The sequence below is a fragment of the Bacteroides celer genome (assembly GCF_002632415.2).
Classification (GTDB): Bacteria; Bacteroidota; Bacteroidia; order Bacteroidales; family Bacteroidaceae; genus Bacteroides.
The window spans coordinates 5,860,757-5,875,847 of the sequence record NZ_CP178209.1 but is presented as its reverse complement, the minus strand read 5'-3'; the positions used below and the strand labels follow the sequence as shown (position 1 = coordinate 5,875,847).

The 15,091-nt window shown below is 37.8% G+C and carries 8 protein-coding genes and 1 pseudogene; 8 read left to right on the top strand and 1 reads right to left on the bottom strand.

Annotation, left to right across the window (positions count from 1 at the left end):
* Positions 1-233: 233 nt before the first annotated feature.
* The 8 genes and pseudogenes from CJF29_RS23320 to CJF29_RS23285 all read left to right on the top strand — a co-directional run bounded on the left by CJF29_RS23320 (position 234) and on the right by CJF29_RS23285 (position 14,479).
* On the top strand, positions 234-1,433 hold the full coding sequence (locus CJF29_RS23320) for a FecR domain-containing protein (RefSeq protein WP_074638556.1): 1,200 nt from the start codon (positions 234-236) through the stop codon (positions 1,431-1,433).
* Positions 1,434-1,472: 39 nt separating this feature from the next.
* Positions 1,473-4,842, top strand: a pseudogene (locus CJF29_RS23315) (SusC/RagA family TonB-linked outer membrane protein).
* 11 nt (positions 4,843-4,853) lie between these two features.
* Entirely contained in the window at positions 4,854-6,383 is a 1,530-nt protein-coding gene (locus tag CJF29_RS23310) for a RagB/SusD family nutrient uptake outer membrane protein (RefSeq protein ID WP_074560379.1), read from the top strand.
* 19 nt (positions 6,384-6,402) lie between these two features.
* Complete coding sequence (locus CJF29_RS23305; protein WP_008647164.1) at positions 6,403-7,173, top strand: DUF4843 domain-containing protein; 771 nt, start codon at positions 6,403-6,405, stop codon at positions 7,171-7,173.
* Between the two features lie 18 nt (positions 7,174-7,191).
* Positions 7,192-8,904, top strand: coding sequence for a PKD-like family lipoprotein (locus CJF29_RS23300; RefSeq protein WP_074560377.1), 1,713 nt, complete (start codon positions 7,192-7,194; stop codon positions 8,902-8,904).
* An 84-nt stretch (positions 8,905-8,988) separates the two neighbouring features.
* Positions 8,989-11,298: a S9 family peptidase gene (locus CJF29_RS23295; RefSeq protein WP_229092004.1), complete on the top strand. Its 2,310-nt coding sequence runs from the start codon at positions 8,989-8,991 to the stop codon at positions 11,296-11,298.
* Between the two features lie 13 nt (positions 11,299-11,311).
* On the top strand, positions 11,312-14,050 hold the full coding sequence (locus tag CJF29_RS23290) for a prolyl oligopeptidase family serine peptidase (RefSeq protein WP_099146110.1): 2,739 nt from the start codon (positions 11,312-11,314) through the stop codon (positions 14,048-14,050).
* Between the two features lie 6 nt (positions 14,051-14,056).
* Entirely contained in the window at positions 14,057-14,479 is a 423-nt protein-coding gene (locus CJF29_RS23285) for a lipocalin family protein (RefSeq protein WP_008647168.1), read from the top strand.
* 176 nt (positions 14,480-14,655) lie between these two features.
* On the opposite strand, the gene ybeY is transcribed toward CJF29_RS23285, so the two are convergent.
* Positions 14,656-15,075 (bottom strand): rRNA maturation RNase YbeY, encoded by a 420-nt coding sequence (gene ybeY / locus CJF29_RS23280; RefSeq protein WP_074560454.1) that lies wholly within the window; start codon positions 15,073-15,075, stop codon positions 14,656-14,658.
* Between the last annotated feature and the right edge of the window lie 16 nt (positions 15,076-15,091).

Here is a 15,091-nt window from a genome sequence, read left to right as displayed (position 1 = left end):
CAAATTGATACTTCTTTATCTTTTTATTGATTGCTTAAGATTTGTTTTCTTTGTTAAAAGCGAATGTATTTCCTTTAAATTGTGACATAATGTTATATCCTTATCCCTAAAATCCTCTTCTTTACGCTCTTATCTCAAAAAAAGATCATCTTTTTGTCACCCCTTTCTATGAGTTATGTATATCTATAATAAAGCAAATTAAACAATTGTTTAATTTAAAAAGGAGAAATAAGATGAAGAAGTTCGAAAATGTATATCAAGATGCCGCTTTAATGAAGAAAGCTCTTTTAGGAGAAGCTAACGAATCGGAACAGCAAAAGCTTGAAAAGCGATTGGCAGAATGCCCGGACTTACAAAAAGTGTTTGAGCAATTACAGAATGGCGAGACATTAAGAGTTGCATTTGAAGAATATAAAAATTATTCATCAAAGAAAGGCTATGAATCTTTCCTTCAGAAAATCGGACAAACGGGACCGGTGATAAAGAAGCCTCGAGCTTTCCGGATTTGGTGGTCTGTTGCAGCAGCTGTTGTTTTTTTAGTAATCGGTTTATCTTTCTATACGTTGAATTATGTTTCGACTGAAGAGGAAAGTAGACCATTGATTCAGCCGGGAGTTCAACAGGCACAATTGACTTTACCCGATGGTAGCATTATTGATGTACATAAGAAAGAAGTTAACGTAATAGTAGACGGCGTCCAGGTAAAATATAAGGAAGGAGTGCTGTCATATGAACCAACCGTCACAACGCAACACGAAGAGAAAAACGTCGAAGAGAAGCCGGTTAAGTCAAATGAACTTATTATACCACGTGGAGGGGAAAATACTGTAATCCTCGCTGATGGAACAACAGTTCATTTGAATGCTGGTTCCAGGCTGACTTATCCGGTACGTTTTGCGGGTAAACGCAGGATTGTAGCTTTGGAGGGTGAGGCTTATTTTGAAGTTGTGCAGGATGAATCTCATCCATTTGTGGTACAAACTCATCTTGGTGAAGTGATGGTGCTTGGTACGGCATTTAATGTGAATGCTTATACTAATGCTTCCGTTTGTTACACTACATTGGTGCGCGGAAAAGTACAATTCTCTGCACCGAATGTCGGAACGGTAACTCTTCAGCCGGGCGAACAAGCAGTAGTCTCTGCCAATGGTACAGAGAAGCGCACCGTCGACCTGGATGAATATATCGGATGGGTAAACGGTGTGTACAACTTTAAAAACCGTTCTTTAGGGGAGATCATGGAGACATTTGAACGCTGGTATGATATACAGGTTTATTATGAAACACCGGATCTGCGCGACATAACTTACAGCGGCAGTTTGAAACGTTACGGAGCGATCAACTCGTTCCTGGATGCATTAGAACTGACAGGTGATCTGACTTATAAAATCAGTGGGCGGAAAGTATTGATATACGGTGGAATGAAAGAGTAAGAATAAATAGAATATTAGGTAAAGTTTAATCATTAATTTATGAGAGAAAAACGATGGCTACTATGTTTTTTAGTGGCAGTGTGTTGCACATTTAGCACATGGGCTCTACCGTCACAGGATAAGACGGTAACTTTGAATCTGCATAATGTCTCTATCGAGACAGTTTTGGATGCAGTGAAGAAACAAACAGGAGTGAATATGTTGTATAATTCACAAATGTTTAAAGGAGTTCCTCCCGTATCAATTAATGCAAAAAATGAGAAATGGGAAGTCGCTCTGAAGTTGATTTTAAATCCCCAGGGATTTGATTATGTGGTGAAAGATGGTATTGTTGTTGTTCGTAAATTGCAGACCGAGAAGCGTGATAATCGTATCCGTGGTACGGTTATTGATTCGAATAAGGAACCGATACCAGGAGCTAGCGTCATCGTAAAAGGTACTCGTACGGGTACTTCTACCAATATCGAAGGTGAGTTTACGTTGGATGTGAAAAGTGACAAAGTGACTTTGGAAGTCTCTTTTATCGGTATGAAAAAGCAGACTCTCCAAGTGGATGCTACCCGTCGGAAAAGTCTTGAAATTACTTTGGTTGATGATGTAAAAACATTGGATGATGTGGTTGTGACTGGATATAGTAATGTTCGTAAAACTAGCTTTACTGGTAGTTCTACGCAGATTACAGGCGATGATTTACGGAAGGTATCGCAAACTAATGTAATTGATGCTATGCAGTCTTTTGATCCTTCTTTCCGTCTTATGACAAATACGCAATTTGGTTCAGATCCAAATGCATTACCAGAGATGTATATTCGTGGACGTTCAGGAGTTGGAGTGAGGGATTTGGATAAAGATCAACTTTCTAAATCAAATTTAGAGAATAATCCTAACTTGCCTACTTTCATTATGGATGGCTTTGAAGTGAGCATAGAGAAGGTGTATGATCTTGATCCTACCCGAATTGAAAGTATGACAATTTTGAAGGATGCTGCTGCAACTGCAATTTATGGTTCACGTGCAGCAAATGGGGTTGTTGTCATTACTACAGTGGCTCCTAAACCGGGTGAGGTACGTGTGTCGTATAATTTTACAGGGACTTTGGAAATGCCTGACTTGAGAGATTATAATTTGGCTAACGCATCCGAGAAGTTGGAAATAGAGAGACTTGCCGGGTTGTTTGATGTATCGGCAGGAGATAATATGGGAAATATCATAAATTCATATAGTAAAAAATATGCGCAGATACGAAAAGGAGTGGATACAAATTGGTTAGTATTGCCATTAAGAAATTCTTTTGATCATAAACATAGTGTGTACGTAGAAGGAGGAACACAAAACCTAAGGTATGGTGTGGATGCTTCTTATAATGGAACAAAAGGGGTTATGAAAGGATCCTCTCGCGATCGTTATAGTGTCGGTTTCTCTTTGGATTATAGAATGAAAAGCCTTCAAGTAAAAAATACAGTGTCTTTTACTCATACGAAATCAACTGAATCACCCTATGGCTCATTCAGTGATTACACGAGCATGCAACCTTATGATACTCCTTATGAAGATGGAATATTAGTAGAACAACTAGCCTTCTCGAAAACGGATAGGAATAGTGCAGCAAATAATCCTTTATACGAGGCAACTTTGGCGAATTATGATTGGAATGCATATGATGAGATTACAAATAATTTAAGTTTAAATTGGTACTTGACTGACTATTGGACTGTAAGAGGCCAATTTAGTGTGACTAGAAAGTATGCTAATAGTGAGAAATTTATAGATCCGTTATCGTCTAAAACCAGTGTGCTGGGGGAATCTTCAAGTGGGAATGAAGATAAGGTAGGGGATCTATATACAACTAATGGGAATAATTTAGACTGGAATGCAAATGCTTTTTTGTATTATACACGTACATTTGAGAAAAAAACATAATTTAAATGTATCTATAGGATGGGAAGCTTCGGCAGGTTCGCAGGATAATACGAGTGCCCATTATCGTGGATTTTCATCAGGACAATTTCACTCTTTAAATTATGCTTCAGAAATCTATAAAAAACCAACACGTACAGAAGGAACTTCTCGCATGGTGAGTGTATTGGCTACAGCCAACTATACATGGAATGATATTTACTTAGCGGATGTTTCGGTACGTTTTGATGGTTCTTCTGCATTTGGTTCTAATCAAAGGTGGGCACCCTTTTTCTCAGGAGGTTTGGGAGTAAACTTGCATAATTATGATTTTTTAAAAGGAAATAACTGGGTGAATAAATTGAAAGTACGTGGTTCTTACGGACGTACGGGAAAAGTAAATTTCCCTTCCTATGCAGCAACTACAATGTATGAAACTCTTTTCGATGAATGGTATGCAACTGGTTACGGAGCTGTATTAAAAGCTTTGGGTAACAAGGATTTAACATGGGAAAAAACAGACAAGTTTAATATTGGTGTAGAAACGCAGTTCTTTGACAGGCGTTTAACAGTAGAAGCTGACTATTATTATGAGAAAACGATAGATTTAGTTAATGATGTCAGTCTTTCTAATACTTCAGGTTTTTCTACCTATAAAAGTAATATGGGTGAAGTTATGAATAAGGGGTTTGAGTTGACTGTACGTACTGATGTGTATCGGAATCGTGATTGGATAGTAGCTTTGTGGGGAAATATGGCACACAATACCAATAAAATATTGAAAATATCTGATTCACAGAAAGCATATAATCAACGTGTAGCTGAATTTTATAAAAAGGAGCAGGATGCACAGAATATAAATTATTCATTGAAAGATGCTAATTATTCTGTGCCTATTGCACAATATGAAGAGGGGCAATCATTGACATCCATTTGGGCAGTTAAATCATTAGGTATCGACCCAACTACTGGTAAAGAGATCTATTTGAATAGAGATGGTACAGTGTCCGATAAATGGGATGCTACGCAAGAAGTTGTTGTGGGTAATACAGAACCGAAATTTAATGGAGCATTTGGTGTAAATCTTACTTATAGAGAATGGAGTCTGTTTGCTTCTTTCTTATATGAATGGGGAGGGCAGGAGTATAATCAGACTTTGGTAGATCGAGTGGAGAATGCGGCAATAGAGAGAGGAAATGTCGATTTACGAGTGTTGACAGATCGCTGGCAAAAACCTGGTGATGTTGCCCAGTTTAAAAATATTAAGGATAGTAAATTGACTACTTTGCCTACATCACGTTTTGTACAGGATAAATCTTATATCCGTTTGAGTGCATTGACATTGAGTTATGATTTCAAACGTGAATGGATAAGGAAGTATTTAGGTATGAATATGCTTCGTCTTGAGGCCAGTTCAAGTGACTTTATAAATTGGAACTCCATCCGTCAAGAGCGTGGATTAAGTTATCCAAAATCATGGAAAGTGAATTTTTCAATTAAAGCACAATTTTAAGACTTACTATAATGAAAAAAATATATAGAACAATCATATCATTAGCCTGCTTGGCACTAACGTTTTCATCCTGCCAAGACTGGCTTGATTTATATCCTTCTGATGAAATCAAGGAAGAGTATCTTTTTTCTTCAGGTGATGGATTTCGGACAGCATTGAATGGTATTTATCGTAAATTATCAACATTTGATTTGTATGGAAGTAATTTGACGTGGGGGATTGTAGATGCTTGGGGACAAGTGTATGATAAGAATAGAGCTCCAACGAGTGGTAGTGGACAGGCAATGAGTAAAATCTGTAATTTTAATTATAAGCATTCAGAGTTGACACCAACAACAGATGCTATGTGGAATGCTGCTTGGAATATTATTGCCAACTGTAATAACTTGATACAACAGGCTGAGGTTGCTGATCCTGCATTATTTTATGATCACGATACTGAACGCCGTATGATTTTGGGAGAAGCAATAGGGGTACGTGCATATATGCATTTTGATTTACTTCGTATGTATGCTCCTGCTCCTGCTGCGAATCCTAATACACGTACTTTTATTCCGTATGTAGACAAATATCCTAGTTATGTGAATGATAAACAAACGGTTAGCTATTGTCTGGAACATGCTATTGCTGATCTAAAAGAATCACAACGTATTTTATTTGATATAGATACAGAGAGTACAAATTTTAATCCTGATAGGCGCTTTGTGCAAAAAGTGGCTGGTGAAGGTGCTTTTGCTGCGTTAAGAGGGTACCGCTTGAATTACTATGCTGTAACAGCCATATTAGCAAGAGTATATTTATATGCAGGAATGAACGACGAAGCATATGCGGAAGCGAAGAAGTTGATAGATGAAGAGGAGAAAACAAAATATTTTGCAGCCGACGAATCTTATTATGCTTCTGATAACTTTAAGAACGGTAATATGAAGATGTATGATAATATAATTTTTGCATTGTATTCTCCTACAGAATTAGTAGACTGGGATAGTGAGATTAATCATCTGACTGATGGTAAATCAGAATCTGATCAGAACTATTTGTCTTGGAGTAGTAAAATGCTTGATGCTGTATATGGTATAGAGAAAGAGAATGATTTTCGCTTTAAGTATCAGTTGGAATTAAAATACTATGGATATAATTACCGTACATTGAAATATTATAAACAAGTGGAAAGTACAGAATACGGTAAGGCAAATAATCAGATTATTCCGATGATTCGCATGTCTGAAGTATATTATATTGCGGCTGAAGCGATTTATACAGAAGGTGATTTGCTTAAAATAGCTGAAGCAAAAAGTTACTTAGAAAAGGTGAAAAAAGGACGCGGTATTAAGACTGTAGATTATTCATCTGTTTCTTCTAAGAATGATTTTGTAAATATGATTGTAAATGATGCACGTCGGGAGTTTTTTGGAGAGGGACAAACATTATACATGTTTAAACGTCTAAATAAAGTTTTGACTTGTGATAGTGGTGAAATTCCAATGACGGAAGAATATGTCGTATTACCGTTACCTGATTCGGAAAGTAATATCAAATAACTAAACTTGGAGTAAGAAAATGAATATCAAGAATTTTATAATTCCTGCTATAGCATGCTTTTGCTGCTCTAGCTTTTTTATCTCTTGTGAAGAGAAAGGTTTGATGGTCAATGATAATGACGTCTCGTATATTATCTTTGCCAAAGATATGACTAAAGACACTACAACTGTTTCATTTAAGGTTTATAATGAGGGCGAAGTTCCAGAGATTCCATTAGAGGTTTCAGTATATGGCAAAGTGCAGGATAAAGATCTGAAGTTTTCTGTAAGTGTAGATGAAGATCGTACAACTTTACCTGCCAATTTATATGAATTACCAACAGAGTGTCTGATTGAAAAAGGTCAGCTGACGGGAAGTGTTTGTATAAAATTGAAGAATTCAGAAATATTGAGTACTAATACATTGATTTTAGCATTAAAAATAGATGAGAAGGAAGAAGTAAGAGAGGGAGCAAGACAATACTCAAGAGCAATTGTTACTGTAACAGATCGTTTATTTAAACCCAGTTGGTGGTCGGTAGCTGATACAGGTGGTGCTGATACTCCTCTCAATTCGGTTGAAGAATATTATTTAGGGATATATTTAGAAGATAAATATAAGATGTTTTTGGATGAGTTGAAAAAGGATGATATGGTATTTGACGGCAAGAACAAACAAGTACTACGTAAATATGCATTGAAGTTGAAAAATACTTTGAAAGATATTAATGCGGAAAGAGCAGCACAAGGTTTGGGGCCATTGGTTGATGAGAAAACACAATTAGAGATTACAGTTCCTGTTGCAGGGTAATAGAAAGGAAGTTAGTTTATGAATAAATCGTTTGTATATATAATCATAGCAATCTTATGTGTAGCTATGTCAGCTTGTCTGGATGATGACAACAATTATAATTATGACAAGTTAAATGAGCTTCAAGGAGGATATCAATCTATTGGAGGACTTAAAGATGATTATAGCATTGCTGTAGATGAAAAGTTAACTTTAACACCGACTTTTAAGTTTACAATTGATAGTATTGCACCGGATGTGAGTTATGAGTGGTATTTGGATGGCCAATTGTTAGCGGATGAACAAGGCCCATCCTATACTTTTTCTTCTTCTAAAAGTGGTACTGCTCGAATTACTTTTGCTGTGATAGATAATAAGTCGGGGGTAAAGTTTGCGAGATCAACAACTGTTAAGATTCGGACAGAGTTTCAACGCGGATGGGCTATTCTTTCTAAAGGAAATGATAACAGGTCTATTTTGAACTTTATTATTCCTTCCACTATAACCTATTTTACAACTATAGATGGGAATGAGGAAGCACGTGATTCATTAGTGTATCATAGAGTGAAGATGGATGTAACTCCTAATCTAGGAATGAATCCTATTGGTTTAATGGAAAATCTGGGTAATATGGATTACTATAGTTCATTGGGTCTTGAAGTATATGATGAACTGCTTGTAAAGCAAGATAAATGGGCTGAATTGAATGGTAATACTTTGGAACATGAATTGTATACTTTTGAAGAATTCAATAATGATTTACCTGATAATTTTTCTCCCGTAGAAGCTGCTATGACATATTCGGCAAAATTACTTCGTAATGAGAATGGGCATGTTTTCTTAAATAATAAAATCGATGCGGGTGACTTTCATGCGGGATTTTATACATCTGTTCCGTTAAATAATGGAATGAAGTTTCGTAGACTGTTTCAGAGTCTTAAAATTAATGACCTTTATTGTTCCGTTATTCCAGCGCTGAAGGAAGATAATACATTAGTTGGAATTTATGACGGTGGTATTACTGTTAGTGATTATAGTACAACCATCAGTGAGAATTCTACTAAACTGACTGGAAATGTTTATGAAATTACAGAAATGAATGATCAGAAGCATTTTCAAAAAATGTCTCAAGAAGTTGTGGATATGATTCCTGCTGCTAGTGCAAGGAAAAATGATTATGATGTTTCGGCATCTGTTCCTGCTTGGGTCGCTCTGATGAAAGAACCCGGTGGTAGTTCGTATGGATTGAGATATTTCGCATTGGAAGGAAAAGATGGAGGAGGTGTTGCAACTATTTCAGAGACTGAATATTTTGAGAAAGAATTAGGGGTAATACCAAGTTATAAAGACATTGCAGTTTTTAATAATAAAATGTTTGTTGTAATTGCAGATGGAAATAGACTATGGTATTGTCAGTATGGTCAAGATCCGGAGACTGGTACTAACCATAATGAAGCAATGCTTTTGTTAGGAGAAATGACTAGTGATATAGTATCGTTAGCTGTTAATGACTTGTCTGCTTCTCCATCTATGCCAAGTTATAATGGGCAGTTGGGAGTTGCGTTAGCGGATGGAACATTCAGTATTTATGAAGTTAAAGAAACTAAAAATCAGGCTACTGGGGTTTGTGAAGAAGTTACTTTAGGTAAGCTGTTCCCTAATGAAGTTATAGAAGATAACCACTTTGGTAATGTTGTTGATGCACTTTATAAACTTGGTCGTGGGTTTGATTATTTCTGGTTTGAGTTTTAATTAATATATGAATGTTTTTTTGAAAGAATTATTATAATGAGTATTAAAGTTTTTTTTGTAACTGCTATACTAACATCTTGCACTATGGTGCAGATGATTGCTCAGGTATCTATTGGTAAATCAAGCAATATATTTGCCAATTATGAATTGGCAGATAAATTTCAAGATTTTACTTTAGGAGGTAAATTGTCTAATATTAGTCTATCGGTTTACCCTCGGGGAATTAACGATACAGATAATTTCTGGTTTGAGTTTCAAACAACATCAGGCAAGGAATATTATTATGTAATGCCTGCTGCAGGAAAGCGTGAACCTCTATTTGATAAAGGGAAGATGGCTATGCAGTTAAGTGAATTTACCAAAGGTGTAGTAGATAGAAATAAACTAGATATCTCATCTGTAACTTTTTCCAAAGACCAAGGCTCGTTTGAATTTGATTATAAGAGTAAACGATACAGTTATAATCGTCTGACGGGCAAGTTGACATTAGTAGAGAAGAAAGAAGAAAAGAAGGAGCTGGAAGACCCCATTTATAGCTGGATGACTTTCTCACCTGATAAAAAGTATATTCTGTATGCTAAGAATCACAACCTGTATGTAAAAGGAAATAAAGCATTGGGAGTGGATACAACCGAGGTGCAGTTGACTACGGATGGAGTGGAAAACTTTTCTTATGCTCGTGAAGAAGAAGCAGGGGAGAACGGAGAAGTGCCGACAACAGCACTTTGGTGTCCGGATAATCGTCATATTTATGTAGTACGTGATGATAACCGTTTGTTGCGGGATTTTTGGGTAATTAATTCATTGGAAGATTCTCCTTCATTGATAAAGTATAAATATGAGTTTCCAGGTGACAAGTATGTTACTCAAAATGAATTGGCGATTATTGATATTGTAGAGAAAACAGTGAAGAAAGCAAAGATAGATAAATGGAAAGATCAATATATAAGGCCTCTTCATGTTACTTCGGATAGCAAATACTTGTTTTTTGAACGTACTAAGCGTACTTGGGATGAAGTAGATGTATGCTCTGTTAATCTGTCAACTTTGGAAGTGAAAGAAATCATTCATGAAGAAGATAAGCCATACCGTGATCCACATGCTCGTAATGTTGCGATCTTAAATGATGGAAAAGATATTCTGTTCCGTTCAGAGCGTACTGGTTGGGGGCATTATTATCACTATGATGGAGACGGAAATCTCAAAAATGTGATGACTTCCGGTGAATGGGTAACAGGCTATATTAATTCTATTGATACGCTGAGACGCAAAGTTTATCTGTATGGATATGGAAAAGATAAAAAAGTGAATCCTTTCTATTACATGCTTTATGAGGTTGACATTGACAGAGAAGGAGTAACTCCTTTGAGCACGGAAGACGGACAGCATAATGTGAACTTCTTGAAATCTCATAATTACTATGTAGATACCTATTCAAGAGTGGATATGGAACCTAAAATTATGCTGAAGGATAAAAAAGGCAAGGTGATTATGGAATTGGCAAAACCTGATTTGAGCTTAGTCTATGCATCGGGTTGGAAAAAACCGGAACGTTTTGCCGTGAAAGCTGCTGATAATGTTACCGATTTGTATGGAGTGATGTGGAAACCGTCTGACTTTGATCCGGAGAAAAAATATCCGATTATTTCAGTTGTTTATCCCGGACCTTATTTCGGATTTGTACCTACTAACTTTACATTAGATGATAGTTATTGTACTCGCATGGCGCAACTCGGTTTTATTGTAATCACAGTAGGACATAGAGGTGATACGCCGATGCGTGGTAAAGCATACCACCGTTATGGTTATGGCAATATGCGTGATTATCCGTTGGCAGATGATAAATATGCGATTGAACAGTTAGCTCAACGTCATTCGTTTATTGATGGTAAGAAGGTAGGTATTTATGGACACTCTGGTGGTGGATTTATGGCTGCGGCTGCTATTTGTACTTATCCGGACTTTTATACGGCTGCTGTTTCTTGTTCCGGAAACCATGATAATAATATCTACAATCGTGGTTGGGGAGAGTGCTATAATGGTGTGAAAGAAGTGGAAAAGGTTGTGAAAGACAGTCTGGGTAATGAGACGAAAGAGTATGAATATAAGTTTAGCGTGAAGTCGAATGCAGAAATTGCTAAGAACCTGAAAGGTCATCTGATGCTTGTAACAGGAGATATGGATAAGAATGTCAATCCAGCACATACTTATCGTATGGCTAAGGCACTGATTGAAGCCGGTAAAGACTTTGATATGTTAGTGATTCCAGGGGCTGGTCATGGATATGGTTCTGCTGATAAGTATTTTGAAAGGAAAATGTATCGCTTTTTTGCCAAACATTTACTGGGTGATACTCGTGCAGACTGTTGGGAAGACATAAACCGTAGTAAATAAGATGATAAACTATATGAAGAACTCTTTCTTTAGGTATTTCTTTTTGGTAGCTGTGCTGCTGTCATACACCTCTGTCGAAGCACAACAAAAAGCGAAAGATCAGTCTGCGGAACAACAGTCTCATTTATTGAAACCGTTGGATATAGCAGCTTGTATGTCGTGGAAGCGCGTCGAATCACCAGATATTTCCCCGACAGGGCGATGGGTGACTTATCGCATTGCTCCGATGGAATATAATTCGGATGATAAGGAGTCGAAGATATTGCATCTGTTTGATTCGCGTACACGAAAAGAAATAGTATTGCCTGATGTCGAACAGATCCAATATTATGATGCAGACCGAGCTGTTTATTACGAACAGGCGGATACTGCCGGAAATATGAAGACTATATTGATGTCGTTACCTTCCGGAGTGAAGACGGAGTGGACGTATAAAGAATCTTTCCGTCCTGTGGAAGGGGTTCCTTATTCGGTGTCTGTGAGCAATGTACCGGAAGATACGGTCAACCATATTCCGTCTTTCGATTGTTTGGTGGTACGTCACCTTAAGACTGGAACTGCATTTCAGATTGATAGTATAGGCTATTATACGTTGTATAATCAGAATCGTTCGATTCTTTTTATTCGTAAACAAGCCAAAGGAAATGCTTTGTGTTATGGCCCGTTGGTAGGTCCCTACCGGACTATTTATCAAAGTTCTGTCAAGGAAGGATTTTCTTCTTTCAGTCTTGACAAAGAACGGATGACCGGAGAGTTTACTGTGAAGGATTCATTATGGTATAATTTCTCTTTGAAGAATAATACTTGCGACCTTGTATTCGACCGTAAGGAGATTGTCATTCCTGCGGGAATGGAACTTGTCCGGGCTAGTCTGTCAAGTAGCCAGAAGTTTTTGACAATGGAACTCAGACCTTATCAGGAGAAAGTAAATAAAGATAAGAAAGAAGAGGAAATAAAGCCGGATAAGAGTTTTGAACTGGAGTTGTGGACCTGGGATGAATATGAAGTACCTACTTTGCAGACTCGTAGCCGTTATTCCCATCCTCAATATTCGAAATATATCTATGACATTACTTCCCAAAAATTGACGGAAGTAGCTCCTGGACATGCTGATTTGTTGGAGCCGGACCGTGCGGAAGAGATTCATTATGTGCTTTATACGGACGAAACGCCTTATCGTTCGCAGAAAGACTGGCTTAATGAAATGCCGTTTGATATCTATTCTGTGAATGTACATACGGGAGAAAAGCAATTGGTAGGACGTAGCTACCGGACAAGACCGAGGTGGTCGGTGAACGGCAAATGGGCTGTGATGTATGATCCTGTTGCACAGGTATGGAATAAGTTTGACGGAAAAACGGGTGAGGTTACCGATATGTCAACAGCTATTGGGTATCCGATATTCGAGGAAACTTATGACAAACCAAATCCTGCACCTGCTTATGGTATTGCTGGTTGGACTGCTGATGGTAATAATGTGTTGATTTATGATGCTTATGACTGGTGGAAGATCGATTTGACCGGAGAACGTCAGCCGGAATGTATCACTAAGGGGTATGGTCGCAAAAATCAGAGATCTATCCGTAAAATGACCAGCAATATTGACAAAGAAGTATTCAATCCGGACGAGACGATTATAGTTAGTGTATGGGATGAAAACACAATGGATGAAGGTATTTATTCACTTGACATGAAAGGTCGCTTGAAGAAGCTCGCAGAAGGTCCTTACATCTATTCAATTCATCGTTTTTCTGACAATCAGAAGTATTGTATTTGGAATCGTCAGAATGTATCAGAATTCCGTGATCTGTGGTGGAGTAAATCGGATTTCTCTGATCCGATTCGTATAACGAATGCTAATCCTCAACAAAGCGAATACAAATGGGGTACTGCAAAGTTAGTGGAATGGACTAATTATGAGAATAAGCCTAACAAGGGAATACTTTACTTGCCGGAAGATTATGACGCTAATAAAGAATATCCCGTTCTGGTACAGTTCTATGAAACACATTCCGGAGGACTGAACACTTATCACGCTCCTATGTTGAGTAGCGCAATGGCGGATGTGATGTACTTTGTAAGTAATGGGTACATTGTATTTATGCCGGATGTGCATTTCACCATAGGAACACCGGGACAGAGTAGTTATGATGCAGTAGTAAGCGGAACGAAATACTTGATAGAGCAGGGGATAGCGCATCCGGGAAAAATAGGTCTTCAGGGACATAGTTGGTCAGGTTTCCAAGCTAGTTATCTGGTGACGAAGACGGATATATTCGCTTGTGCTAATATCGGGGCTCCTATTACTGATATGGTAACCGGTTATTTGGGTATTCGTGGTGGAAGCGGTTTGCCGCGTTATTTCATGTATGAAGAATGGCAAAGCCGTATGGGAAAGAGTTTATGGGAAGCCAAAGATAAGTATTTGGCAAGCTCTGCTATCGTAGAAGCGGATAAGATACATACTCCATTATTAATTTGGCATAATGATAAGGATGAGGCTGTTGCCTACGAACAAGGTCGTGCACTTTATTTAGCTATGCGTCGTTTACAACGTCCGGCATGGCATCTTAATTACAAAGGTGAAGGGCATTTTCTTGGTAATCAGGCTGCACAGAAAGACTGGACTATCCGGATGAAACAGTTCTTTGATTATTACCTGAAAGGAACAAAAGAGCCGCGTTGGATGAAAGAGGGTATTCATTTGCGAGAACGTGGAATTGATCAGAAATATGATTTACTAGAAAAATAAATTAAAATGAAGAAACTATTAATGACAGTTATGGCTCTGTCTTGCTTTGCATTCAGCAGCTACGGACAGAAAAAAGTGGAGAAACAAATTATTGGTAAATGGTGCAACCCTTATACCTATGAATCAACAGGCGAACTCAAGGGGTTTGAGTTTAAAAAAGGTGGAAAATGCTCTGCCATCAACGTACCGTCTTTAGATCTTAGAACATGGAAGATAGATGAGGACGGCTATTTGATTATAGAAGGATTCAGCAAAGAAGACGATGGAAAAATAGAAGTGTATAAGACGCGTGAACGTATTGGTTACGTAACATCAGATTCATTGGAATTGGTTGTTCAGGAAGCACAGCCGCGGTTGGCCTTTCTGTATCTGAATACGAAATCAATCAAGAAGCTGGTTACTCCGGAAGTAACTCCCGACAAAAAGTAATAAATCTCTCTCTTAATAATTTAGTGTTAATATTAGCATGTTGTTGCTAATGAAACGCCCCGTTGTAGTGATTACAATGGGGCGTCTTCGTTTTACAGAATTTATACAGTATGTTGCAGTATAGTCTGTTTTAGTAAACCGTTTATTTATTGAAATCGTTTGCAGTTGAGGCTTGCTTACGCTTGTCGCATGGTCAATGCTTGATTCTCCGCAGCTTCCATAACTTCCCGTTCCCCGGGACCTTTATCATTAATGCCGCACAAATGAAGAATTCCGTGGATAATCACACGATGTAGTTCGTCTTCGTATGAAGCACCAAACTGTTCCGCATTGGTGCGTATCGTATCCAGGCTGATGAATAAGTCACCTGATAGACGATCGCCTTCACAATAATCGAAAGTAATAATGTCCGTGTAGTAGTCATGTTGCAGATACTGACGGTTTACCTCCAGAATTTTTTCGTCCGAGCAGAAGATATAAGCGATTTCACCGAGTCTTTTCCCGTAAGAAGCAGCTACGGTCTTTATCCATTCCGTAGTCTCACGTTTCTTGATATCAGGCATTTTTACGCCTTCTGTTTGATAAGTTACAGCCATAATTGAATGTTATGAT

What these genes read in the sequence shown, in the direction of transcription:
- CJF29_RS23320 (WP_074638556.1), top strand. Translation starts at nt 234, where the DNA reads ATGAAGAAGTTCGAAAATGTATATCAAGATGCCGCTTTAATGAAGAAA.
- CJF29_RS23310 (WP_074560379.1), top strand. Translation starts at nt 4,854, where the DNA reads ATGAAAAAAATATATAGAACAATCATATCATTAGCCTGCTTGGCACTA.
- CJF29_RS23305 (WP_008647164.1), top strand. Translation starts at nt 6,403, where the DNA reads ATGAATATCAAGAATTTTATAATTCCTGCTATAGCATGCTTTTGCTGC.
- CJF29_RS23300 (WP_074560377.1), top strand. Translation starts at nt 7,192, where the DNA reads ATGAATAAATCGTTTGTATATATAATCATAGCAATCTTATGTGTAGCT.
- CJF29_RS23295 (WP_229092004.1), top strand. Translation starts at nt 8,989, where the DNA reads ATGGTGCAGATGATTGCTCAGGTATCTATTGGTAAATCAAGCAATATA.
- CJF29_RS23290 (WP_099146110.1), top strand. Translation starts at nt 11,312, where the DNA reads ATGAAGAACTCTTTCTTTAGGTATTTCTTTTTGGTAGCTGTGCTGCTG.
- CJF29_RS23285 (WP_008647168.1), top strand. Translation starts at nt 14,057, where the DNA reads ATGAAGAAACTATTAATGACAGTTATGGCTCTGTCTTGCTTTGCATTC.
- ybeY (WP_074560454.1), bottom strand. Translation starts at nt 15,075, where the DNA reads ATGGCTGTAACTTATCAAACAGAAGGCGTAAAAATGCCTGATATCAAG.